We start from the raw sequence: 22,574 nt of genomic DNA, 5'->3' as shown, positions 1-22,574 counted from the left end.
TCGTGCTCCCGCAGCCTCAAGTGCTCGCGCCGGAGGCCGTACCGCTCGTACCAGGCCACGCGCGCCTCGATCCACCGCTCGTGCCAGACCTCGTCGGCCGGCCGACCATCGATCGTGTCCTGGGGGTTCACGAAGTACTCGATCTCCATCTGCTCGAACTCGTGGGTGCGGAAGATGAAGTTGCCCGGCGTGATCTCGTTGCGGAAGCTCTTCCCGATCTGGGCGATGCCGAACGGGAGCTTGAGGCGCATGGCCTGGAGGACGTTCTCGAAGTTGACGAAGATGCCCTGGGCGGTTTCAGGCCGAAGGTAGACGAGGGCGGCCTCCTCCTCCACCGGCCCCATAAACGTCTTGAACATCAGGTTGAACTGCCGGGGCTCGGTGAGATCGCCCTTCCCGCACTCGGGGCAGAGGGTCCGCCGGCTGCTGCAGTGCTTGCAGGACTCCCCGGCCGGCACCTCGAACTTGTTGTCCTTCTTGGCCGGACAGTAGTGGACCCACGGCGTGTCATCGAGCTTGTCGGCCCTGAACCGCCGCCGACAGGCGCGGCAGTCGACCATCGGGTCGGTGAAGTGGTCCACGTGGCCGCTGGCCTTCCAGACCGTCGGGTGCATCATGATCGCGGCGTCGAGGCCCACCATGTCGGGACGCTGCTGGACGTGATCGCGCCACCAGACGCGCTTGATGTTGTTCTTGAGCGCCGCGCCCAAGGGGCCGTAATCCCAGCAGGATGCGATCCCCCCGTAGATCTCGCTGGATTGGAAGATGAACCCCCGGCGCTTGCAGAGCGAGACGAGCGTGTCCATGTTCATAGGCAGAGCCTACCACACCGCGGACGACGCGGGGAACCTCATCGAGGGCCGCCGCGGCTCACGAGGGTGCGGCGGGTCTGGGCGAGAAATCGCGACGTCCGCAGGGGCTGGCCCAGCAGCCTGACTACGTGCGCCTCGAGCGCAGCGGCAATCTCCCCTTCCACCGGACGGGCGAGACGTGTTGCGAGGAGCTCCTCCCATCTGAGCGTCCTGAGGCGGCGCAGGCTTCCCACCGCGGGCGCGGAGAACGGGAGTGAGTCAGGCGCCCGATGGGCGCAGACCTCGCAGAACAGCCCGCCGGCGGCGAAGTCGAGGCGCGCGACCGCCCCGGGCACCTTTCCGCACCCGAGACAACGGTCCAGGCGAAGGCGATGGCCGAGGAGGTCCACCGCGCGGAGCGCGAAGCCGAGGACGGCCCGCGGCGGCCACGGGATCTCCTCCAGGGCCCGGAGAGTCCGGACGAGGAGACCGTAGAGGGCAGCGTGAGGATCGCGCTCCGCGGTGAGCCGAGCCAGGCATTCGAGCACCCAGGCGCCATGACCGAGCCGGTCCAGCTCCTCCCGCACGCCCAGGAAGGGGTGAAGGAGATCGAAGTGGTCGACCTTCACGAGCGCGCTCCGCTCGGTCTCGAAGAAGAGGAGCTGGCCCTGGCTGAAGAGCTCGAGCGCACTCCCGAAACGCGAGCGGGGCCGGCGAGCGCCCTTGGCCACCCCGGTGAGCCGACCGAACTCGCGGGTGTAGAAGGTGACGAGCCGGTCGGCCTCGCCGAGCGGACGCCGTCCGATCACCACCGCCTGCGTTCGCTGCAGCCCCACCCCGTCACGTCCTCCTGGCCACGCGCCGTGGCGCCTTCCCTCGCTCAGACCTCCTCGCCTCGATGCGCTTGGCTCGCTCGGACGCCTCCGCTGGCCCCCCCATCCCCCCGAGGCGGGGGGTAGTCCTCGCGGCCCAGCGACGCTGTGCCGCTCGGAGCGCTGCGGCGTCCTGCGCTTCGCGGCCCGCTACGGCTCGTCAGATTCGCTCTGGAAGGCATCCACGGCGCATGGCCTGCGCCGTCTATGACGTGAGCATGAAGCCGAACTCGCGCAGCGCCTGCTCATCCTTGCGCCAGTTGCGTCGCACATCCACCTTCAGCTCCAGGAAGACCTTGATCCCGAAGAACCGCTCGAGCTCCTGCCGGGCTGCGCTCCCGATCTCCTTCAGCATGCCGCCACCCTTGCCGATGACGATCGCCTTCTGGGATTCCGTCTCGACGAAGATGTTGGCCCGGACATAGAGGAGATCCCGGCCCGCACGCTCATCCAGCTCCTCGACCCGCACCGCGCACGCGTAGGGAACCTCCTCCCGCGTGAGCCGGAAGAGCTTCTCGCGAATCACCTCGGCGACGAAGAAGGTCTCGGGCTGGGTCGTGAGGGTATCGGGGGGGAAGTAGGGCGGGTGCTCGGGCAGGACGCCCACGGCCAGGTCAAAGAGACGGTCACAGTTCGTCCCGTCGACGGCCGACAGCGGGAGAACCTCTTTGAATGGGTAGCGGCCCCGGTAGGCATCGATCAGCGGGAGGATCCGCTCCTTGGGCTTGACGAGGTCACACTTGTTGAGGCAGCAGAAGACCGGTCCCCGCACACCGGAGAGGACCTCGAAGAGGCCCTCGTCGAGGTTTGCCGGATCCTCCGTGGCCTCGGCCACCAGGCAGACCAGGTCCACGTCCTCCAGCGCCCGGTGGGCCGTGGCGACCATGAACTGGCCCAGCCCGGCCCGGGGCTCGTGGAGCCCGGGCGTGTCCACGAAGACCACCTGAGCGGCGGGAAGGGTTTTCACTCCGGTAATGCGCGTCCGCGTGGTCTGAGGCCGCGGCGAAACGATGGCGAGCTTCTCGCCGACCAGACGGTTGAGAAGGGTCGACTTGCCCACGTTGCTCCGGCCGATCAGCGCGACGAAGCCGGCACGGTGGGGCGGCGTGGTAGGCACCGGGTCAGGCCGTCTTCAGGAGCCCAGACCAGAGCCTCTCGGGAACGGGGCCCGAAGCCCGGCGGAGGATCGCGCGCTCTCGCTCGTGCATGAGCCGGGCTTCGAGGGGGTTCCGGTCATCCCAGCCCACCAGGTGGAGGATCCCGTGAACCACCATCAGCTCGAGCTCGCGGCCCACCGGAATTCCCAGGCGGCGAGCCTGGCGGCTCGCGGTCTCGGCCGAGACGATCACCTCCCCGAGGAGCGCCGAAGGTCCCGGCCCCTCTAGGCGAAACGCAAGGACATCAGTCGCGCGGCGGGTCCCGCGGTAGCGGCCGTTGAGTCGCTTGACCCGGGCGTCGTCGACGAAGGTGAGGTGTACCTCAGCCCCCGGGCGGCCGAGGGCACGCATCGCCGCCGCGGCGATACGGCAAACGCGTCCCCGCGGGATCGGCACGCGCCGCTGCTGGTTCGTAACCGCCACCGCCATCACGACCCCGAGGACGAAGGGCCGGGCCCCCGCGACCGGGTGCTGCGCTCCTCGTAGGCCTTGATGATGGCCGAGACCAACTCGTGGCGGACCACATCCTTCTCGGTGAAGTAGACGAACCGGATCCCCTCGATGCCCCGCAGGATGGACTGGATCTCGATGAGCCCCGACGGCCGGTCGGTGGGCAGGTCCACTTGGGTGATGTCGCCGGTGACCACCATTTTCGAGTTGAAGCCCAGGCGCGTGAGGAACATCTTCATCTGCTCGGCCGTCGTGTTCTGGGCCTCGTCCAGGATGATGAACGAATCGTTCAGGGTCCGGCCCCGCATGTAGGCGAGGGGCGCGATCTCGATGGCGCCCTTCTCGACCAGCGTCGCGGCCTTCTCGGCCTCCATCATGTCGTAGAGCGCATCGTAGAGCGGACGGAGGTAGGGGTGGATCTTCTCGTACAGGTCGCCCGGGAGGAACCCGAGCCGCTCCCCCGCCTCGACGGCGGGCCGGGTGAGGACGATCCGCGCCACCTCGCGCTTCATGAGGGCGGAGACCGCCATGGCCACCGCGAGGTAGCTCTTCCCAGTGCCGGCGGGACCGATCGCGAAGACCAGATCGTGAGTCCGGATGGCGTCCAGATAGCGCTTCTGGTTCGGACTCTTGGGCGTGACCTGCTTCTTCCGGGACGGCACCTGAATGGCATCGAGAAAGATCGACTTGAGATCGGCCCCGGAGTCGTCGGCCAGGATACGGAGCGCAGCCCGGAACTCGACGGAGTGCATCGGCACGCCGGCTGCGATGAGCTCCTGCAGCTGGGTGAGGAGCCGCTCCCCCTTCTCGACCTGGCGCTCCTGGCCCGTCAGGCTGATCTCGCTCCCGCGGGCCACGATGCGGAGCCCGAGCTGCGACTCCAGCGCGCGAAGGTGCTCGTCGTTCCGTCCGAGGAGGGGAAGGAGATCAGCGTCGGAAGCCAGGAGGAGACGGCGAGTTACGATCGTCCCAACCAAGCCTTGCTCCAGGAGACCACGCACTTAGCGTAATCCTCCGGGGAAAGGCTGTCAATTTCCACGGCCGTCAGCCTTCCACCACCCGGATGCCCAGCTCGCGAAGCTGCGCCGGATCCACAGGCGCGGGCGCTCCCGTCAGCGCGCAGATCCCGCGCTGGGTCTTCGGGAACGCGATGACCTCGCGGATGGACTCCTCCCCGGCCAGGATGGCGACCAGGCGGTCGAGGCCGAAGGCGATGCCTCCCATGGGGGGCGCCCCGAACTCCAGCGCCTCGAGCAGGAACCCGAAGCGCGCGCGAGCCTCGTCAGGCTTGATCCCGATCAGCTCGAAGACCTTCTCCTGGAGGTGCGTCTGATGAATCCGGATGCTGCCGCCGGCGGCCTCCTCGCCGTTCAGGACCAAGTCGTAGGCCTTGGCTCGGACCCGGGCGGGGTCCGAATCCAGAAGGGGGACATCCTCATCGCGCGGGGCCGTGAAGGGATGGTGCATCGGGTCCCACCGCCGCTCCTCAGCGTTGTACCCGAAGAGCGGAAAGTCGATCACCCAGGCGAACCGGTACTGGCCCTCCGGGATCAGGGCGAGCCGCCGGGCCAGCTCGACGCGGAGGCGCCCGAGTACGGTGGCGGCGGCCGGCGCGGCGTCGGCGACCAGGAGGAGCAGGTCGCCGGCGCCCGCGGCGCAGCGCGCGAGCAGGCTTGCCCGGATCGGCTCGAGGAAGCGCGCGAGAGGCGACTGGAGCCCCGCTTCCGTCACCTTCACCCACGCCAGACTTGTGGCCCCCAGTTCCCTGGCGCGAGCGACCAGGTCGTCCAGCTCCTTGCGGCTCATTCCCCCGGCCCCTGGCACCCGGAGCGCCTTCACGACCCCGCCGCTCGCGATGACCCGGCTGAAGGCGTCAAAGCTCGCGTCCCGGAAGAGATCGGAGAGTCCCTGGAGCTCGAGCCCGAAGCGGAGGTCTGGCTTGTCGGAGCCGAACCTGGAAACCGCCTCATCATAGGCCAGCCGCGGGAACGGGAGCGGCAGCTCGAGCGCGCTCACCCGCCGGAAGACCTCGGCGACCATGCCCTCGATGATCGGCAGGAAGTCGTCGCGGTCGAGGAAGGCGGTCTCGATGTCGATCTGCGTGAACTCCGGCTGGCGGTCCCGCCGGAGATCCTCGTCGCGGAAGCACCGCACGATCTGGAAGTAGCGCTCCATTCCTCCGACCATCAGGAGCTGCTTGAAGAGCTGAGGCGACTGGGGGAGCGCGTAGAAGCTCCCGTGGCTGAGCCGGCTCGGCACCAGGAAGTCGCGCGCCCCTTCCGGGGTGGAGCGCGTGAGGAACGGGGTCTCCACCTCGACGAAGCCGCTCGCGTGCAGGGAGTCCCGGACGGCCTGACAGACCCGATCCCGCATCACGAAGTTCCGATAGACCTTGGGGCGACGCATGTCGAGGTAGCGGTAGTGGAACCGAACCGCCTCCTCCACCTCCGCTTCCTCTTCGAGCGGGAACGGGAGCGGCTTGGCCTCGTTCAGGATTCTCAGCTCCTGGACCTGGACCTCGACCTCTCCGGTCGGGAGCTTGGGGTTCTCGGTCCCCGACGGGCGACGCAGGACGGTGCCCCGTACCGCCAGGACGAACTCGCTCCTGACACCCTGCGCCTTGGCGTGCGCCGCCGCACTCAGCGAAGGGTTGAAGACGCACTGGGTCAGGCCCTCGCGGTCGCGCAGGTCGATGAACACCAGGCCCCCGTGGTCCCGCCGGCGGAAGGCCCATCCCATCAGGGCCACGGGCTGGCCCACGTCGCTCGCCCGAAGCGCGCCACAGGAATGGGTCCGCCGCCAACCGCCGAGGGACTCGGTCATGACCGCCCCGCGACCTCCGCGAGTGCCTCCGCCAGCCGGTCCAACGGGACCTGGCGCTGGGTCCCTGAGGCCATCTCTCTCAGGATCGCCTCGCCCGTCCCGATCTCGTTGTCTCCCACGATCACGACGTAGGGAACCTTGAGCCGGTTGGCTCGCTCGAGCTCGGCCCGGAGCTTCCTGTCGCCATATCCGAGCTCGACGGGCACGCCCTGGCCGCGCAGCCGCTGGGCCACAGGCAGGAGCCGGGTGAGCGCCGCCGGACCGAGGGGAACCAGGAGCACGAGCGGCGCGCTCCCGCCGGAGGCGTCGGCCAGGAGGAGCACCACCCGCTCCATTCCGACCGCGAAGCCGATCCCCGGCTCATCCGGACCCGTGAGGCGCCGGATGAGCCCGTCGTAGCGGCCGCCCCCCGCCAGCGCGTTCTGGGCCCCAAGCTCGTGGGTCACCAGCTCGAAGGTGGTCCGCACGTAATAGTCGAACCCCCGCACCAGCCTGGGCGTGATCACGTAGGGGAGCCTCAACGCATCGAGGTATTCTCGAACCCGGGCGAAGTGCTCGCTGCAGTCGCGGCAGAGCGCGTCGAGGATCGAGGGGGCGCGATCGATCACCGGCTGGCACCGCGGGTTCTTGCAGTCCAGCACCCGGAGGGGGTTCTTCTCGGCCCGCTCCCGGCACTCCTCGCAGAGCGCCGTCCGCTGGTCCCGGAGGTAGGCCTGGAGCTCGCTCCGGTATTGGGGGCGACACGCCGGATCCCCGATGGAGTTCAGGCGGAGCTCGAGGCGCGCGGACAGGCCCAGGCTCCGGAAGAACTCAAGGAGCATGGCGATCACCTCGGCGTCCAGCGCCGGGTGCGACTCGCCCAGCGCCTCGACGTTCGCCTGGTGGAACTGCCGGTAGCGCGCCGCCTGCGGCCGCTCGTAGCGGAACATCGGGCCCATGGTGTAGAGCCGCACCGGTTTGGGCCACACGTAGAGGCCGTGCTCGATGTACGCGCGGAGGAGCGAGGCCGTGGCCTCCGGCCTGAGCGTCACGCTCTCCCCGCTCCGATCGGCGAAGGTGTACATCTCTTTCTGCACGATGTCGGTGACCTCGCCGATGCCGCGCGCGAAGAGCTCGGTGCGCTCGAAAAGGGGCAACCTGATCTCTCGGTAGCCGTAGGCCTCGAAGGTCCAACGCGCCGCCGCCTCGAGCCGCTGCCACTTCGGGGCGTCCGCGGGGAGGATGTCGTGCAGGCCCCGGATCGCCTTAATGGCCATCGGAGCCTCTCTCGGCCGCGTACTCCGCCTTCAGCTTGATATAGTTCCGCGCCGAACGGCGGATCAGCTCCAGGTCGGCGTCCGTCACCTGCCGCCGCACGCGCGCCGGGCTCCCCATGAGCAGGCTCCCCCGGGGCACCTTCGTTCCCGGGGCGACCAGCGAGCCCGCCGCCACGAGGCACTCTTCCTCCAGCACCGCGCCGTCCAGGACGATCGCCCCGATCCCGATCAGGCAGTGCGATCTGACGTGGCAGCCGTGGAGCCTCGCCCCGTGGCCGACCGTGACGAGCTCCTCCAGGATGGTGGGCGAGCCGCGGCGGTTGACGTGGATCACCGTTCCGTCCTGAATGTTCGTGCCACGCCCGATTCGGATATAGTTCACGTCTCCGCGGATGACCGTGTTGAACCACACGCTCGCATCCTCGCCTAGCTCCACGTCCCCGATGACGTGGGCGGACGCCTCCACGAAGGCCGTCGGGTGCACCTTGGGCACGACGCCGCGATAGGGACGAATCATGCGTCACCCGCAAGGACCGCCTGGACTGCCAGTATAGCCGAAGTGAACCTTGCGGGACGTGCGGAGAAGCTGCGCAACCTGAGGGGAAGGCCTTATCGGAGCAGCGGTCTCAGAACGAGGGAGAGCACCCACATCCAGACGGGGACGGCGATGCCAAACAGGGCCACCATGGTTGTGATTGTCCAGCGTAGAGCGGAATGCTGGAAGGCGATCAGTGCATCCAGCCGCCGGGCCTGCTCGTCCAGCCGCCGGGCCTGCTCGTCCAAGCGCTGGCTGATCAGCTCAAGGTGCCCCGCGACGTCCGACCGCAAGTCCTCCAGCCGCCGGTCGAGATAGTTCCGCAGGTCGTCGAACCGCCGGTGAAGGTCGTCGATCCTCTTGGAAATTTCGCTCTCTTCGGGCACGATTTAAGTCTAGCCGGGGGCGAGGTTGGGAGTCAATGAAAGGATCGGGCTCCCAAAGCCGAACTGGGACGGCCCGGGGTCACTCCGGGGCGGTCATGACGATCTGGGTTTCTCCGGTCGTCTTGAACACCCCCGAAAAGCGCACCACCGCCACGACGAGGGTGGGACTGCCGTCGCCGGAGACCGCTCCCAACCCGGTGATCGTCCCCTCGAATCCGGAGTTGACCGACTGGAGCCGGAACCCTGCCGGGCCGCGGAAGACCACAGCCAGGAGCCCAGGCGTCTGATTCTGCGGGACGACGATCTCGTCGATCCCGTCGCCGTCCAGGTCCACCGCCAGCGGCATCGGCTCGATCGCGTAGAAGTAGCTCCGCCCGCTCCGTTCCGGATACGTCAGCACCTCGACCCTGAGATAGCCGCCGCCGCCGACCGGCGTGGAGGAGCGCCAGGTCTCTTCGGCCTCGGTGGCGATCCGGAGCCGGTTGTGCTCGTCGATGAACGCCAGGGCCCGCGGTCCCTTCCCCGCGACGTTGGACAGCGTCGCGCCGGTGGCGCGGAAATTGCTCGGGACGCGCACCGGCCCCTCGAGGACCAGCGCCCCGCCGCGCAGAGCGTAGCGCTCGGCATGGCCCTTGGCGAAGAACCCGTCGGCAGTGAAGCGCTGGGCCCAGAGCGTCTTCCTGACACCGTCGCCGCTGGCATCCACGGCGAGCAGGATCTGGGAAAGGTCCTGAACCACGACCGCGGCCTTGCCGTCCCGGGTGGTGAGGATCAAGGACGTGAGCCCGATGTTCTGCTGGGGATGGTAGCGATTGGCGACCACCTCCAGGACCCCGTCGCCGTCCAGGTCGGCGAGCTGCACGGAGATCACGCGGCCGACCGAGCCGGCGCTGTACGTCCACTCGGCCTTCAGGGTCCGGTCCACGATCCGGTAGAGGTAGATCCGCTCGCCGTCGGTGAGGACCAGCTGGGGGACCCGATCCTTGGGCGAGGGCGCCACGTCCATCCCCAGGACCGGGAAGCCGAAGCGCGCGACCTCCCGGAGCGGGATCGAAGACTCCCCGCTCGAGTACGTTCCGGGCTCGAGGTCGCCCCCCAGGAGCCGCGCCAGAAGCGACCGCTGCTTCGGAGGCGGAGCCTGCGGGCGGGCCTGGGGGGCGGCGGAAAACTCGCCCCGGGCGGCAGGCTTGATGGAAGGCGGGACGAACTGGGCCGTGCTGAGGAGCTGAGTGCCTCCCGGGAGGGCGAACAGCCGCACCTCCATGTAGGGCTTGTTCTGCACCCGCTTGAAGTAGAGGGCCAGCAGGTGCTCGAGCTTGAAGCGTTCCCCGGCAGCGGCCAGGCCCTTGCCCTCGATCGCCTCCGCTCCGCTGATCCCCTCCCCGGCGAGCCAGACGTTGACGGCGTCGCCCATACTGATCTGGAAGCGCCCGGTGCGATTGAGCGCCTCAATCAGCTCATGGGTCGCCGCCTCGGCCAGGTTGTCCTTCACCCCACCCAGCAACGGAAGGAGCGTGAGCTTAATCTTTCCCGCCGAGAGCCGGACCTTGTCTCCGGGGCGGACGTCGCTCCCCCGGCTCACCGTCCCGGTGGAGTAGGCCTCGAACACCTGGACGACGGAGACCCGGCCCAGGTCCTGCTCGGTGCGGCCCAGGACCTCGCCGGTCTTGGGATGGCGCAGCTCCCGGCCCTCGCGGTAGAGCGACAGCTCGATCCCGGACTGGAGGCCCTCCCGCCGGCCAAGGGAAAGCGTCACGGCTTTGCCCTGAACCTCGATGACCTCACCTTCCACCTTCGGGAACAGGCCAACGACCTGATCAACGAGGAGACCGAGGGACGGCGCGGCGCCCTGGGCTGCCGCCAGGACGGCCGAGCCGACAGCCAGGAGAAAGACGCACGCGATGAGCGGCTGTCGTCGCTTCATCGGCTCACGACGCCTTCGCGCTGGCTCCCTGCGTGGGGCGCCGAGCGGCTATGGTCACCTCGGGGCGAGCCACGACGCACGGTCCGCCGTGTCGCTCTACCGCATCATCTGAGCGTCGCGCCCGTTACGATCCCCACCAGCCTCTGTCTCGTGGGGCCGGCGCTTCCAGGCCAGGACCACGTTGTACGTGCTCGGCGAGGGACCATGCTTCACGACGATGAAGACGTGATCGGCAAAGCCGGAGCTGCGGTTCACGCCCACGACGACGCCGACGCCATCGCTCAGGTCGAGGACCGGCGAGAGGTGGCTGTTCCAGAGAATCGGGTTCCCCTCATGCCCCTCGATGAAACCGATCTGAACGCCGAGGACCTTCGCGGGCGCCTGGGCGGGGGCGACCAGGTGGGGGATCGTGCGGACCAGCGGCCCGGTACCCTTGAGGGCCACATCGCGGACCTCGGTGTAGCGCGGGCGCGTCGAGGCGATCACCCAGACGCTCTGCTCGCCCGGAGCCCCGTCCCAGCGGACCTCGTGCCACCGGTGCTTTTCCTCCCCGTTCGGCGGCGCCGCCGGACGGAGCCTGACAGCCCCGAACGCCGTCGCGACGGGGGCGCGGGCAGGCTCGAGCGGGCGATCGTAGAGCAGGACCCCTGCAGACACGGCCCCCGTGTCGAGGGCCTCGATCAGGCGGGACGGGCCCTGCACCGGCCCCTCGCTGCGCGTGCCTGCCGCCCCCAGGAGCGCGTAGAAGGCATCCTCGTAGAGATTCGCGACTCGCAGCCGGTACTCCAATGCCGAAGCCGGCAACGGACAGCCCAGAGTCAACACTGCGAGACTGATCCATATGCGAGCGCAGCACCTCATGACAAACCTACGTCCAACGCCCCATACAGGATGCCGGGGACGAGCCGGGGCCCACGTCATGGTTGGAAACCAACCGTACTAAATGGCCACCCCGGTCTCGGCGATGAAGACTTCGAGCACTGACGCATCGGTCTCGAGAACCTCCTGACCGAAAGTCTCAATGTGAAACCGAATGGCAGACTTGACGTCGGCCAGCGCCTCCTCGTACGTGTCGCCTTCACCGACCACGACTCCTTTGAAGCCGAGCGGATAAGCGACGTAGCCATCGGGATGCTTCTCGACCACCACTTTGAACTGCTTCATCGTAACGAGTCTCCTCCCTTGCCGCACACTCTACCCCACGGGGCGAAACCAGTCAAGAATGCAGAAAAAGAACGGGGCATGGGAGGCCCCATGCCCCGTTTGAAGCCAGCCAGCAGTCTCGCCCTAGAACGTGTACCTCACGCGGGCGATCACGGAATCGATGTCCTTGGCGCCCCTGACCTGCCTGTTGCTGGCGCAGCCCCCGCTGACCTGGCACTGATCGAAGGCCTCACCCGCGAACAGGTGGTTGTAGCGCCAGTCGAACGTCAGCCCCGGCGCGAAGCGCCAGGTGAAGCCGACGTTGATCTCGGTCCCGAGATAGCTCTCGTCGCCGTTGACACGGCTTTCACCCGTCTTCAGGGCAGGCGTGATGCCGGTCGTCGTGCTGAGCGCGCCGTTGGTGTCCACTTCCTCGGCAGTCCACGACGGGATGACCATCCCGAGGAGCGAGAAGGCCGGCGTGACGGCATACGTCGCCCGAGCCGACAGGACGATCCGGCCGTACTTGTCATAGCCGACAGCCCGTCCCAGCGCAAGAGGCTGCGCGCCGCAGGGGAAGCAGTTGTTGTACTCGGTGCCGCTCGTCTGAAGCTCGCTCCAGCCCGTGAAGTAGGCGAAGCCGGTGTTGATCGGCGTGTAGTAGTTGATGTCGCTCCGCCCTTTGCAGCCCGTGACGGTGGTCTGGACGCACTCGTCGGCGTCGTTCCCGCTCGTGTACATGAAGCGCAGCTCGAGGTTCAGCGGGCCTGAGCGCCAGCCGCCGATCACGTCCACGATCCAGGCGTTGATATCCACTTCCCGGGTGGCGCTGATGTCCTGCTCGCCGAACTGGTAGTGGAAGGTCGGCTCGAGTGACCAGGGGCCCATTGTCCAGCGGACATCGCCGCCGACGGTGGCCCGCCACTGCTTCAAGGCGCCGATCGTGAAGCCGCCGCGGTTGATGGTTCCCAGGAACCCGCCCGCCCCCGTGTGGGCGCCCGTGAAGTCCGCATAGGAGAAGGTCGGCTTGACCGTGAGGCCCTTCTGCGGGCTGAACTCGATGCTGTCGAGGATCGCCCAGTTCTCGCGGTTCGTGCCCGGGCAGCGGCCGTTGGCCTCAGTGTCGAAGTTACACTCGTCGAGCTGGGCGACGGTCAGCGTGTTCTTCACACCCGGAGCCAAGGTCGTCGTCAGGGTCAAACCGCCGAAGTCGCCCGAGGCCAGGATGCCGAACTTGTAGTCATGGCCGACGAAGGGCTGGGCGCCGCCGCGCGCCTGAGTCGGAACGGCGATGAACGGCAAGAGGGCACCGGCGCCGGTGAACGGGAAATCTAGGTAGAGCCACTTGGTCTCGACCACGCCCGCGACGTCGGTGTCGAGGTCGAACCCCGCGCTGACCCCGGCGTGGGTGCCGCCGGTGGTCGTGTTACCGTTGACGAAGTCAAGCTCGATGCCCCACACCATCTTGGCCTTCCCGAGCTCGCCGATGAAGTCCAGACGACCGCGCTCCCGGGAGTACCACTCCGTCTCCCTGCGGGTCGAATCGGTGTCCTGCAGGTTATTGGACCACGTCGTGGCGAAATCTAGGAGCCCCGAGATCGTCACCTTGGGGGCCGGGGCCTGAGCAAAGGCGGGCGGCGCCAGGGCCCCGAGGAGGGTGAGTCCAGCAACAGCTACCACCCAGTACCGTCTCATTACCGCCTCCTCATCTGTGGTTTAACAACGGGAACCTGCTACGAAACTCGATCTGCGCGCACGATACTTCGCTGAAAGGTAGAACCACGACCCCTCCGCTCGTCTAACGAGCCCTTACCACCTCCTCCTCTCTCAAAATCCCCCGACGGGGAATTCGAAAATACAGGAAATTCCAGGCAAAGGTGCCCTTTTTCTACCCCATCGGCCCGGGGCCAGTCAAGCAAAAAATTACCCCCCCTCGGGGCCATCCCCGGGCGGCTAGGAGCGCATCCGACTGAGCGCGTTCGAGCGCCGGCTCCGCCGGCGCAACCCATCGTGGGGGGAGGTTCGGAAGGGGGGCGGAGCCCCCCTCCGAGGATCTACCGTCCCCCCTCGAGGGCTTTGAGATGCTCCCGGGCAGCCAAGCCGGAGACGCTGTCGGGGGCAACCTCCGCAGCCCGACGAAAGGCCGCCTTGGCCTCCTCCCGGCGCCCCGCCTTGAGCAAAACCAGCCCGAGAAGGTAGTGGGTCGCCTCCAGGGTCGGCTCAAGGCGGAGAGCCTGAAGGAGCGCGTTCTCGGCCTCTGCAAGGCGGTCAAGGTTGTAATAGGCCCAGCCCATGCTGCGGTAGGCAAGTTCGGCGTTGGTGTAGGTCGGAATCGCGAGAGCCTTCTGTTCCGCCTTGAGGGCCTCTTCCCACCGCCCCGCCGCGGCCAGGGCAAGTCCGAGGTTGTGATGAGCATCGGCGTAGTCGGGATTAAGCTCGAGCGCTTTCTTGAACGCTTCCATGGCCTGGGGGAGGTTTTCGACCTGCAGGTGGACGAGGCCGAGCATGCTCCGATAGAGCGGCTCCTGCGGATTCAGGCTGATCGCCTCCTGAAGGGCGGCTAGGGCCCTGGAAACCGCGGGCTGACACGGCTGTGTGCGCGCTCGATCATCTAAGCAAAGCTCACTGAGGGCTTGCTCATGCGCGGCTCGGGCTCGCAGGCGGCTCAATTCGGCTTCTTTTGCCGCAGCGCACGCGGTGAGCGCCGTCACGGCCAGTCCCAGAACGAGCCAATTGGCCCACCGGCCCTTTGACAGCCCCGGAACCGCCGTGCTACGTTTTCTACAGGAGGTGATGTACGTGCCCAAGTACGAGTACGAGTGTGAGCGCTGCGCGCGCGTCTTCGAGGTCTCGCAGCGCATCTCCGATCCGCCCCTCACAGCCTGCGAGAAATGCGGCGGGCCGGTCCGCCGCCTGCTGGCTCCGGCTCCGTTCATCCTCAAGGGATCGGGCTTTTACGTGAACGACTACCCGTCGGAATCGCGCAAAAAGGCGCAGGATGCCGAGAAGAAGGCCCAGGACGAGAAGAAGGCCCAGGAGCCGCGTTCCGGCGCGGGCTCATCCACCCCTCCCTCGTCACCCGCTTCCTCCAGTCCTTAGGGTCTTGCCCGCCGGGCGCCCACGCCTCATGCGGGGCCCCCGCGCTTGCGAACCGTCACCCGCGTCCCCCGGCCCAACCCGAAACGGTCGCGGGCACTGCCGTCCCTGACGAACAGCTCGAGCCGGCTGCTGGATCCGACGATGGCACCGAGCGCTCCCGCGGAGCGCTCGGCGTAAGCCGCGGACAGCCCTGACACCACCACGCCCTCGACCTCCACAGCCAGTGAGGCGTCGGGCCCGAGCGGGCTCAGGTCCGCCGCCCTGATGGAAGTCGCCAGGTTTCCGAAGCGGTCGATGTGGACCACCTCGCCGACCACCGCATCCCCTTCCTGCCGCGCGGCGGGCCAGGCAATGGTGACGGGATCGCCGACCTCGGGGCCGAAGCGCCGGAGCGGCACGCCGAGCGACAGGTACGCGGCAGCCGGGGCGAAGACATCCCGGCCATGAAACGTCGGGCTCACCTCGGCCAGGCGATAGGCGGCACCCTCCAGGGAGACCGCGCTCCATCCCGGCCGGGCGAAGAGAAAGGTGAAGAGGCCATTGTCGGGGCCGACGAAGAGCTGTCCGCCGGCGTTCACGCCGAGGGCCCGGCGCGCGGTTCCCACCCCCGGGTCCACGACCGCCAGGTGAATCGTGCCCGGCGGAAAAAAGCCGGCCGCCGCCTCCAGGGCCAGGGCCCCTTCAAGGATATCGTGTGGCCGGACCTCGTGGGTGAGATCCACGAGGTGAACCCGCCGGTTGATCGCCAGGATCACCCCCTTCATCGCCCCGACGAAGGGGTCCCGGAGCCCGAAGTCCGTGGTCAGCGTGATGACGGTCAACGGTTCCCTTCACAAGCCAAGAGCCATACGAAGACGGGCACCCGGCTCAATCAGAAGCGCCGAAGAAAGAGCCCCGAGCTCTCCCAAAATGATCCGGCGGTGCACAGTGGCCAGTTTGTCACACTTCACGATTGAATCAACCTTCAGCCCGGTGCCGGTGAAATCTGGATGCGACGTCTCGATTGAAAGATCAGTCAGGAGGAGTCCCTCTGGCTTTACGGAAGAAATGAACGCGAGGATCACATCTTCACCGGGTCGATCCGACGGGGAAACGACCACAGCGGGGCGAACCTTCGCCCCGCTGAGATCCGTGAACGGGAAAGGAGTCAGGACGGTGGTTCCCCTCCTCACCGATAGCGGACCCTCAGATCGTTCAGCGTGTAAATCTCCTCGCGTGGATCCAGGAGGAAGTCGAAGCTGCCCCCTTCAGCTGCAAGCCGCGTGAGGCCCTCGACTGGTAGATCATCAACGCACTCAACGAACTCTACCTCCTCAACCTTGCGGGCAGCTTCGATCAGTCTCCCCAGCTCCTCGCGGCTCACGAGTGCTTTGTCCGGCCCGACGGGCTCGGCATGTATCCTGACTATGGCTCATCCCCCCTCTGCATCTCGTGTTTACTCTATCACGACGGGGAAGCCGCCTGGGAGCCTCCGACACACCTATCTATCACGGTCCACGACGTAGTCCGCGACGAGCGCCAGGGTCTCACGCTCCTCGCACGAGGCGAACCGGCTCAGGTCCTCCTTGGCGCTCTGGGCGTAGGTGCGGGCCCGCGCCAGCGCGTACTCGACGCCATCGTGCTCGAGCACCAGCCGGCGGACCTCCTCGATCTCCTCCGGGTCGAGGTGCCGGCGGCGGAGGAGGGTCAGCACGCGCTGCCGCTCCTGCGACCCTGCGCGGTCCAGCGCGGCGATCAGCGGGAGCGTGCGTTTGCCCTCCCGCAAATCGGCCCCGATCGCTTTGCCCAGGCGGGCCTCGTCGGCGACGAAGTCCAGCGAGTCATCGGAGATCTGGAACGCAACGCCGACGCCCAGCCCGAACCGGGTGAGCGCTTCGACGCGCTCCGGGTCGCACTGCCCGAGCACGGCGCCGATCCGGCAGCAGGCGGCGAAGAACGAGGCGGTCTTCTGGGTGATGATCCGGAGGTAGTCGGCCTCGGTGATGTGACCGTTCCGCTTCTTCTCCAGCTGGAACAGCTCGGCCTCCGTCATCGAGACCGTCGCGCGCGCCAGCGTTTCCATCACGCCCGGGTCGTTGTCGTGGACCAGCATCGCGAACGACTTGGAGTACAGGTGGTCCCCCACGAGAATGGACGCGTCGTCGCCCCAGCGGGCGTTGGCGGAGGGGAGCCCGCGCCGCAGCGGCGCCTGGTCCACGACGTCGTCGTGCACCAGCGTGGCGGTGTGCAGGAGCTCGACCACGCAGCCCAGCCTGACGCTGCGGGGGCCGCGGTAACCGGACAGGCGCGCCGCCAGCAGGAGGAGGATCGGGCGCAGCCGCTTACCGCCCGCCCCGGCGATATAGCCGCCCATCTCGCGAACCAGGCCGACCGAGGAGTGAAGCTGGCGCGCGATCTCGCGCTCGACGGCGGCCAGCTCGTCCCCCACCAGCCGCCCAATCCGCTCCTTCAGGACGGTCTCAAGCGTTACGGGCCAGCTCATGCGATGGCGCGCTGCCGTGTTGGGCGGGTTACCGGAGGGTCACTCGATCCTTCACCCGGATCTCGTTGCCGGGGGTGCTCGACTGGATCTCGACGACGGAAAAGCGCTCCCGGACCTCGACGACCTTGCCCGTCGCCACCTCCTCGTCGAGCTCGCCGAGAAGCTCGCCGGTGATGGGGTGGATGATCGGAATCTTGTTTCGGCGGAGGCTCACGACACTCCCCGGCCTGAGACCATCCTGGGCCGTCAGGTCAATCACGACCCGGTTGGTGTCCACGAAGACCACGTACCCGAGCCGGGCCGAGGCATCTGCCTTCTCCACGGCCCCGCCTCGCCCCGCCGGCGTCGGTCGCGCCTCGGCCCGGGCCTCCGCTCGAGGACTCGACCCGCTCGGCCTCTGCGCCGCCCGCTCGGCGGCGTAGGGCCCTCCCTGGAGCGGGCTGATCTTTCCACCCCCGGGCGGGCTGCCGTACTTCTCCACGATCTCCGGCGGCGCGAGGATCGCGCGCTTGCCGAAGACGACGCTGGTGGCGGTCCAGGGAATCTTATCCTCTTCCGTCCAGACATACTCCGGCTCGCTCGGGACCGAGCCGAAGCGCGGGTTCTTGATCAGGACCCAGCGAGCCTCCGTCGTCCGACGCGACACGCTCGGGGTCGACTCGGCCGGAAAGCCCGCAAGCTCGCGCAGGCTCACGCATCCGGAGACCATGACCGTACTGACGAAGAAGACGCTCAGCAACACCACCGGCCCTCGGCCGCTCATGGCGCCCATACGATAGCAGACATACTTGGCCTAATCCACTCGGACGGCGGCGCGCCCGTGCCAGCGGGGCTAGGAGCGCGTCGCCCCGCGCTTCGCGAACCACCATTCCTGGGGGAGGCCTCGGAGGGGGACACCCACGCCTTCGGCGCACCCGGGCCTCCGGCCCGGGTACCCGCCCGGGCCCCCTCCGATTGCTAGTCGACGGCCCGGGGCTCCCAGGGGAACCGCTGCTCCTCGGTCGGCTCAGGGCGGGCGAGCGTCCGGCGCTTCGAGAAGAGCGCGTGGCCAGTCACCGCGGAGATCCACGTCACGTCCAGGTACGTGACCCCGCCGCGCACCAGAAGCACCGGCACGAGCCAGCCGGCAACTTCGAGGGCCCGCCCCAGCCGGGCGGCCTTGTCGGGGCCGACGAGGAGGACCTCGACCTGCGCACCCTCGGTGGCGAAGAGGTCGACGACCCGCTGGGGATCCACCGCCTCGAAGCGCTTCGTCCGTTCGAGGGCGACGGCGAGCAGGTAGGGCACCCGCCGAAGGTCGGCGCCGGACTCGGTGAGGTCCAGGGCCGGCGCCACCGCCACCCGGATCCGGCCGCGGGTGATGCGCACCCCGTCCTCGGGACGCGCCCGGGGCTTGCCGTTCAGCGGGATGTAGCGGGCCTCCGAGTACGCCGGAAAGATGCGGAGCACGTGCGCGTGGCCCAGGCGCTCCTCGTAGCGCCCGAGGGGCTGATGGGTGAGGGGGTGACGGAACACCTCCCCCTTGCGGAACACAGTGAGCTCCTGCCCCTCCTGGATGCCGTCCTTGCCGGCGAGGTCCATGTACAGCCGATCGCCCTCCACCGCCACCACGAGGCCTTCCACGGCGGGGAAGGCCTTGAAGAAGTCCTCCACCATGAGGGCGAAGGTCGCCCCCACCTGCTCGGTCAGCCCCGCGTCGGCCGGGCTCCGGAGGACGGGCGACAGCACCAGCAGGAAGAGGCCCAGGGCGATGCGGCCTGACCGACGCGTGGGGACCTCCTATACGCCCGCGCCGGGACGAGAACCGAGCAGGTCAAGGACGCAGGGAGGAGCCCACCGGAGGCGTACTCCGGGTACGTTGAGGATGGGCGCGGGCACCACCCGAAGGGTGGTCGGAGGACGCAGAGATGCGACGGTTATCGGCACGGCGCTAGAAGACGAGCGAGGGCTGGTGCATCCCGAACACCCGACGGAGCGCCTCGCAGATTTCGCCCAGAGTCACGCGGGCCTTGACCGCGTCCAGGATCAGGGGCAGGAGATTGTCTTTGCCGCGGGCCGCCGTCTCGAGCCGATCGAGCGCGCGGGCGACCCGGTCCCGATCCCGCTCCTTGCGCAGGCGCGCCAACCGCTCGCCCACGCGCGCCTCCACCTCCGGGTCCACGCGGAAGAGCCCGGACGGCGGCGGCTCCTCCGTGACGAACTCGTTGACGCCGACCATAATGCGCGCCCGCGACTCCACCTCCTGCTGGTAACGGTAGGCGGCCTCCTGGATCTCGCGCTGCATGAACGGGATGGCGTGGACGGCCCCGCCGAGCCCGTCGATCTTCGCGATGTAGCTCTCCGCCTCCTCCTCGATCTGGCGCGTCAACCGCTCCACGGCGTAGGCGCCGCCGAGCGGGTCAACGGTGTCCGCGACCCCCGACTCGTAGGCGAGGATCTGCTGCGTCCTGAGCGCCAGGCGCACCGCGCTCTCGGCTGGGAGCGCCAGGGCCTCGTCCATGGAGTTCGTGTGGAGCGACTGGCAGCCGCCGAGCACCGCGGCCAGGGCCTGGATCGTCACCCGCACGATGTTGTTCTCCGGCTGCTGCGCCGTGAGCATGCTCCCCGCCGTCTGGGCGTGGAAGCGGAGCATCCACGAGCGCGGGTCCCGGGCCCCGAAGCGCTCCCGCATGAGGCGCGCCCAGAGCCGCCGGGCGGCGCGGAACTTCGCCACCTCTTCGATCAGGTTGTTGTGGGCGTTGAAGAAAAAGCTGATCTGGGGAGCGAACTCGTCCACCGCGAGCCCCGCCTCGACGGCCGCCTGGACGTACGCGATCCCGTTCGCGAGCGTGAACGCCACCTCCTGGACCGCCGTGCAGCCGGCCTCCCGCATGTGGTAGCCCGAGACGGAGATGCTGTTCCAGCGGGGAACCCGCTCCCGGCAGAAGGCGAACGTGTCGGTGACGAGCCGCATGGACGGCCCCACCGGGTAGATGTACGTGCCGCGGGCGATGTACTCCTTCAGGATGTCGTTCTGGACGGTGCCGGAGAGCTGCTCCGGCGACACCCGCTGGCGCTCGGCCACCGCGATGTAGAGGCAGAGGAGGATCGAGGCCGTGGCGTTGATGGTCATCGAGGTGGAGACCCGATCCAGCGGGATCCCCTCGAAGAGGGCGGCTATGTCCTCGAGGGACGAGATGGAGACCCCGACCTTCCCCACCTCCGTTCGGGCCATGGTGTGGTCGGCGTCGTACCCCATCTGAGTCGGCAGGTCGAAGGCGACGCTGAGCCCGGTCTGCCCCTGCGCCAGGAGGTAGCGGTACCGCGCATTGGTCTCCTCGGCGCTCCCGAAGCCGGCGTACTGGCGCATCGTCCACAGGCGGCCCCGATACATGGTTGGCTGCACGCCGCGGGTGAACGGGTACTGCCCGGAGAAGCCGAGGTCCTTCAGGTAGTCGAACCCGGCGGCGTCGGCCGGTGTGGAGATGCACTCCACCGGGCTCCCCCAGGAGGTGGTGAAGAGCGCGTCGCGCTCCGGCGCTCTGCCGAGCGCGGGCTTCAGCACTTCCTCCTCCCACCTGCGCCTCGCCTCCTCGATCCGCTTCAGCGCCTCGGGGTCCATGGCTAGCCTCGCTGACGCAGAAGTTCGCGCGTTTTTTCCTCTTCCTGCACGACGAGCCCTGCGACGGCCCGCCCCATCCTCGCGAGTTCCCTCTGGCCTCTCCAGGTTAAGACCGCGAGGAGGATCAACCTGACGAGCTGGACGAGTCCATTGACGAAGACCACGATCAGCGTAGCATCCATGGCTTTGCTCCTCGTCCGTGCTCGCCTCCCTACAGCGGGATGTTCCCGTGCTTCCTGGGGGGGGTTGCATCCCGCTTCGTGTGGAGGAGCTCCAGGGCCTGGCAGAGCTTGCGCCGCGTGTCCTTGGGCTCGATGACCTCGTCGATGTACCCGCGCTCGGCGGCCACGTAGGGGTTGGCGAGCTTCGCCCGGTACTCGGCGATCTTCTCCTCCCTGATCTTCGCCGGGTCGGCCGCGCGCTCGAGCTCGCGCCGGTAGAGGATGTTGACGGCGCCCTCGGGCCCCATGACCGCGATCTCAGCCGTGGGGTAGGCGAAGTTGGCGTCGCCGCGGATGTGCTTGGAGGACATGACGCAATACGCCCCGCCGTAGGCCTTGCGGGTGATCACGGTGAGCTTGGGGACCGTGGCCTCGCAGTACGCGTAGAGGAGCTTGGCCCCGTGCTTGATGATCCCGCCGTACTCCTGGCCGGTGCCCGGCAGGAACCCGGGCACATCCTCGAACGTCACGAGCGGGATGTTGAAGCAGTCGCAGAAGCGGACGAAGCGCGCCCCCTTCAGTGACGCGCTGATGTCGAGGCACCCGGCCAGGTGGGCCGGCTGGTTGGCCACGATCCCGACCGCGCGGCCGTTGAGCCTGCCGAAGCCGACGACGAGATTCGGGGCGTAGTCGGCGTGGACCTCGAAGAAGAAGTGGTCGTCCACGACCGTGCGGATGATCTCCTTGATGTCGTAAGGCTTGTGGGGCTGCTCGGGGACGATGGTCTGCAGGCTCTCGTCGACCCGGTCGGCCGGATCCAGGGTGGCGCGGATCGGCGGGTCCTCGAGGTTGTTCTGGGGGAGGAAGCTCAGCAGCTCGCGGATCAGGGCCAGGCACTCCTCCTCGCTCTCGGCCGCGAAGTGCGCCACCCCCGAGGTGGCGGCGTGGGTGCCCGCCCCGCCCAGCTCCTCGGCCGACACCTCCTCGTGGGTCACCGCCTTGATCTCGTCGGGCCCGGTCACGATCATGTACGAGGAGTGCTTCACCATGAACACGAAGTCGGTGATGGCGGGCGAGTAGACGGCGCCGCCCGCGCACGGCCCCATCACCGCCGAGATCTGCGGGACGACGCCGGAGGCGAGCGTGTTGCGGAGGAAGATGTCGGCGTAGCCGGCCAGCGAGACCACGCCCTCCTGGATCCGCGCCCCTCCCGAGTCGTTGAGCCCGACGATCGGTACGCCAGCTTTCATGGCCAGGTCCATGATCTTGCAGATCTTGCGGGCGTAGGGCTCGGAGAGCGAGCCGCCGAACACGGTGAAGTCCTGCGCGAACACGAACACCGGCCGCCCGTGGATGCGCGCCGAGCCGGTCACCACGCCATCGCCCGGAATCTTCTGCTCCTCCATACCGAAGTCCTGGCACTGGTGGACCACGAACCTGTCCACCTCGGCGAAGGAGCCCTTGTCGACCAGGAGCTCGATCCGCTCCCGGGCGGTCTTCTTGCCGGCCTTGTGCTGGCGCTGGACGCGCTCGGGCCCGCCCGCCAGCTCGGCCTCTCGGTTGCGGCGGCTAAGCTCCTCGAACCGTTCCTGGAGGGACATCCGCAGCGCTCCGTGGGGGGAAAAGCAGAATGCGCGACCAGTATAGGGAGTGGACCGAGGGAAAGTCAACGAACGCGGCGCCGCGGGCCCCGCGCGCTTTTGACTTGGACCGCCGCGCTCTGCGATAATGCGCTCCCATGCCCACGCTGGCGCTGGTGCTCATCACCCTCGCGGTCGTCGCCGTGGCAGGAGCGCTGATCCCGATGCTCCTGGCTATGAAGCGGCTCGCCCAGCGGGCGGAGAGCGTCCTCGGCCTCGTGGAACAGGAGATCCGACCCATGGCGGCCGAGCTC

General features: G+C 68.1%; 25 protein-coding genes. 2 read left to right on the top strand and 23 right to left on the bottom strand.

The window, feature by feature from the left end:
• The 14 genes from HY726_00835 to HY726_00770 all read right to left on the bottom strand — a co-directional run.
• A partial coding sequence (locus tag HY726_00835; protein MBI4607537.1) for a glycine--tRNA ligase occupies window positions 1-806 on the bottom strand: 806 nt, incomplete at its 3' end.
• 44 nt (window positions 807-850) lie between these two features.
• A complete protein-coding gene (gene recO, locus HY726_00830; protein MBI4607536.1) occupies window positions 851-1,627 on the bottom strand; it encodes a DNA repair protein RecO in 777 nt (258 codons plus the stop codon).
• Between the two features lie 241 nt (window positions 1,628-1,868).
• A complete protein-coding gene (gene era / locus HY726_00825) occupies window positions 1,869-2,780 on the bottom strand; it encodes a GTPase Era (GenBank protein MBI4607535.1) in 912 nt (303 codons plus the stop codon).
• 4 nt (window positions 2,781-2,784) lie between these two features.
• Complete coding sequence (ybeY, locus tag HY726_00820) at window positions 2,785-3,249, bottom strand: rRNA maturation RNase YbeY (GenBank protein MBI4607534.1); 465 nt, start codon at window positions 3,247-3,249, stop codon at window positions 2,785-2,787.
• Window positions 3,249-4,247 (bottom strand): PhoH family protein, encoded by a 999-nt coding sequence (locus tag HY726_00815; protein ID MBI4607533.1) that lies wholly within the window; start codon window positions 4,245-4,247, stop codon window positions 3,249-3,251. The genes ybeY and HY726_00815 overlap by 1 nt, the downstream gene beginning before the upstream one ends.
• 67 nt (window positions 4,248-4,314) lie before the next feature.
• Complete coding sequence (aspS, locus tag HY726_00810; GenBank protein MBI4607532.1) at window positions 4,315-6,093, bottom strand: aspartate--tRNA ligase; 1,779 nt, start codon at window positions 6,091-6,093, stop codon at window positions 4,315-4,317.
• Window positions 6,090-7,349: a histidine--tRNA ligase gene (locus HY726_00805; protein ID MBI4607531.1), complete on the bottom strand. Its 1,260-nt coding sequence runs from the start codon at window positions 7,347-7,349 to the stop codon at window positions 6,090-6,092. Before HY726_00805 ends, aspS begins: the two co-directional genes overlap by 4 nt.
• On the bottom strand, window positions 7,339-7,866 hold the full coding sequence (locus HY726_00800; GenBank protein ID MBI4607530.1) for a gamma carbonic anhydrase family protein: 528 nt from the start codon (window positions 7,864-7,866) through the stop codon (window positions 7,339-7,341). The genes HY726_00805 and HY726_00800 overlap by 11 nt, the downstream gene beginning before the upstream one ends.
• Before the next feature lie 92 nt (window positions 7,867-7,958).
• Window positions 7,959-8,270, bottom strand: coding sequence for a hypothetical protein (locus HY726_00795; GenBank protein MBI4607529.1), 312 nt, complete (start codon window positions 8,268-8,270; stop codon window positions 7,959-7,961).
• Between the two features lie 79 nt (window positions 8,271-8,349).
• Window positions 8,350-10,194, bottom strand: coding sequence for a hypothetical protein (locus HY726_00790; protein ID MBI4607528.1), 1,845 nt, complete (start codon window positions 10,192-10,194; stop codon window positions 8,350-8,352).
• A 96-nt stretch (window positions 10,195-10,290) separates the two neighbouring features.
• The gene (locus tag HY726_00785) at window positions 10,291-10,983 is read right to left on the bottom strand and encodes a hypothetical protein (protein MBI4607527.1); all 693 of its coding nucleotides are present in this window, start codon (window positions 10,981-10,983) and stop codon (window positions 10,291-10,293) included.
• Between the two features lie 150 nt (window positions 10,984-11,133).
• Complete coding sequence (locus tag HY726_00780; protein ID MBI4607526.1) at window positions 11,134-11,358, bottom strand: type II toxin-antitoxin system HicB family antitoxin; 225 nt, start codon at window positions 11,356-11,358, stop codon at window positions 11,134-11,136.
• Window positions 11,359-11,481: 123 nt separating this feature from the next.
• Window positions 11,482-13,032, bottom strand: coding sequence for a porin (locus tag HY726_00775; protein MBI4607525.1), 1,551 nt, complete (start codon window positions 13,030-13,032; stop codon window positions 11,482-11,484).
• 359 nt (window positions 13,033-13,391) lie between these two features.
• The gene (locus HY726_00770) at window positions 13,392-13,844 is read right to left on the bottom strand and encodes a tetratricopeptide repeat protein (protein ID MBI4607524.1); all 453 of its coding nucleotides are present in this window, start codon (window positions 13,842-13,844) and stop codon (window positions 13,392-13,394) included.
• A 292-nt stretch (window positions 13,845-14,136) separates the two neighbouring features.
• On the opposite strand from HY726_00770, the gene HY726_00765 reads away from it, so the two are divergent.
• Window positions 14,137-14,436, top strand: a complete 300-nt coding sequence (locus HY726_00765; GenBank protein ID MBI4607523.1) for a zinc ribbon domain-containing protein — start codon at window positions 14,137-14,139, stop codon at window positions 14,434-14,436.
• A gap of 26 nt (window positions 14,437-14,462) precedes the next feature.
• On the opposite strand, the gene HY726_00760 is transcribed toward HY726_00765, so the two are convergent.
• The 9 genes from HY726_00760 to HY726_00720 form a co-directional block, all read right to left on the bottom strand.
• Window positions 14,463-15,257 (bottom strand): SAM-dependent chlorinase/fluorinase, encoded by a 795-nt coding sequence (locus HY726_00760; protein ID MBI4607522.1) that lies wholly within the window; start codon window positions 15,255-15,257, stop codon window positions 14,463-14,465.
• 9 nt (window positions 15,258-15,266) lie between these two features.
• A complete protein-coding gene (locus HY726_00755; GenBank protein ID MBI4607521.1) occupies window positions 15,267-15,608 on the bottom strand; it encodes a type II toxin-antitoxin system PemK/MazF family toxin in 342 nt (113 codons plus the stop codon).
• Complete coding sequence (locus HY726_00750) at window positions 15,605-15,799, bottom strand: hypothetical protein (protein MBI4607520.1); 195 nt, start codon at window positions 15,797-15,799, stop codon at window positions 15,605-15,607. The genes HY726_00755 and HY726_00750 overlap by 4 nt, the downstream gene beginning before the upstream one ends.
• Window positions 15,800-15,916: 117 nt before the next feature.
• Window positions 15,917-16,918, bottom strand: a complete 1,002-nt coding sequence (locus tag HY726_00745) for a polyprenyl synthetase family protein (GenBank protein ID MBI4607519.1) — start codon at window positions 16,916-16,918, stop codon at window positions 15,917-15,919.
• A 28-nt stretch (window positions 16,919-16,946) separates the two neighbouring features.
• A complete protein-coding gene (locus tag HY726_00740; protein MBI4607518.1) occupies window positions 16,947-17,681 on the bottom strand; it encodes a hypothetical protein in 735 nt (244 codons plus the stop codon).
• Between the two features lie 194 nt (window positions 17,682-17,875).
• Entirely contained in the window at window positions 17,876-18,646 is a 771-nt protein-coding gene (locus HY726_00735; protein MBI4607517.1) for a hypothetical protein, read from the bottom strand.
• 202 nt (window positions 18,647-18,848) lie between these two features.
• Entirely contained in the window at window positions 18,849-20,519 is a 1,671-nt protein-coding gene (locus tag HY726_00730) for a methylmalonyl-CoA mutase family protein (protein ID MBI4607516.1), read from the bottom strand.
• A 2-nt stretch (window positions 20,520-20,521) separates the two neighbouring features.
• Window positions 20,522-20,701, bottom strand: coding sequence for a hypothetical protein (locus HY726_00725; protein MBI4607515.1), 180 nt, complete (start codon window positions 20,699-20,701; stop codon window positions 20,522-20,524).
• 29 nt (window positions 20,702-20,730) lie between these two features.
• Entirely contained in the window at window positions 20,731-22,281 is a 1,551-nt protein-coding gene (locus tag HY726_00720; GenBank protein ID MBI4607514.1) for an acyl-CoA carboxylase subunit beta, read from the bottom strand.
• Window positions 22,282-22,418: 137 nt separating this feature from the next.
• Between HY726_00720 and HY726_00715 the strand changes: the two genes are divergently transcribed.
• On the top strand, window positions 22,419-22,574 hold a 156-nt coding region (locus tag HY726_00715; GenBank protein ID MBI4607513.1), incomplete at its 3' end, for a hypothetical protein.

It is taken from the genome of Candidatus Rokuibacteriota bacterium, assembly GCA_016209385.1.
Taxonomy (GTDB): Bacteria; Methylomirabilota; Methylomirabilia; order Rokubacteriales; family CSP1-6; genus JACQWB01.
This window is presented reverse-complemented; position numbering and strand designations above follow the sequence as displayed.

Coding starts and splice junctions, on each gene's coding strand:
- HY726_00730 (MBI4607516.1), bottom strand. CDS start 20,519: ATGGACCCCGAGGCGCTGAAGCGGATCGAGGAGGCGAGGCGCAGGTGG.
- HY726_00770 (MBI4607524.1), bottom strand. CDS start 13,844: ATGCTCGGCCTCGTCCACCTGCAGGTCGAAAACCTCCCCCAGGCCATG.
- HY726_00745 (MBI4607519.1), bottom strand. CDS start 16,918: ATGAGCTGGCCCGTAACGCTTGAGACCGTCCTGAAGGAGCGGATTGGG.
- HY726_00725 (MBI4607515.1), bottom strand. CDS start 20,701: ATGGATGCTACGCTGATCGTGGTCTTCGTCAATGGACTCGTCCAGCTC.
- HY726_00790 (MBI4607528.1), bottom strand. CDS start 10,194: ATGAAGCGACGACAGCCGCTCATCGCGTGCGTCTTTCTCCTGGCTGTC.
- HY726_00775 (MBI4607525.1), bottom strand. CDS start 13,032: ATGAGACGGTACTGGGTGGTAGCTGTTGCTGGACTCACCCTCCTCGGG.
- ybeY (MBI4607534.1), bottom strand. CDS start 3,249: ATGGCGGTGGCGGTTACGAACCAGCAGCGGCGCGTGCCGATCCCGCGG.
- HY726_00720 (MBI4607514.1), bottom strand. CDS start 22,281: ATGTCCCTCCAGGAACGGTTCGAGGAGCTTAGCCGCCGCAACCGAGAG.
- HY726_00805 (MBI4607531.1), bottom strand. CDS start 7,349: ATGGCCATTAAGGCGATCCGGGGCCTGCACGACATCCTCCCCGCGGAC.
- HY726_00740 (MBI4607518.1), bottom strand. CDS start 17,681: ATGAGCGGCCGAGGGCCGGTGGTGTTGCTGAGCGTCTTCTTCGTCAGT.
- aspS (MBI4607532.1), bottom strand. CDS start 6,093: ATGACCGAGTCCCTCGGCGGTTGGCGGCGGACCCATTCCTGTGGCGCG.
- HY726_00780 (MBI4607526.1), bottom strand. CDS start 11,358: ATGAAGCAGTTCAAAGTGGTGGTCGAGAAGCATCCCGATGGCTACGTC.
- HY726_00800 (MBI4607530.1), bottom strand. CDS start 7,866: ATGATTCGTCCCTATCGCGGCGTCGTGCCCAAGGTGCACCCGACGGCC.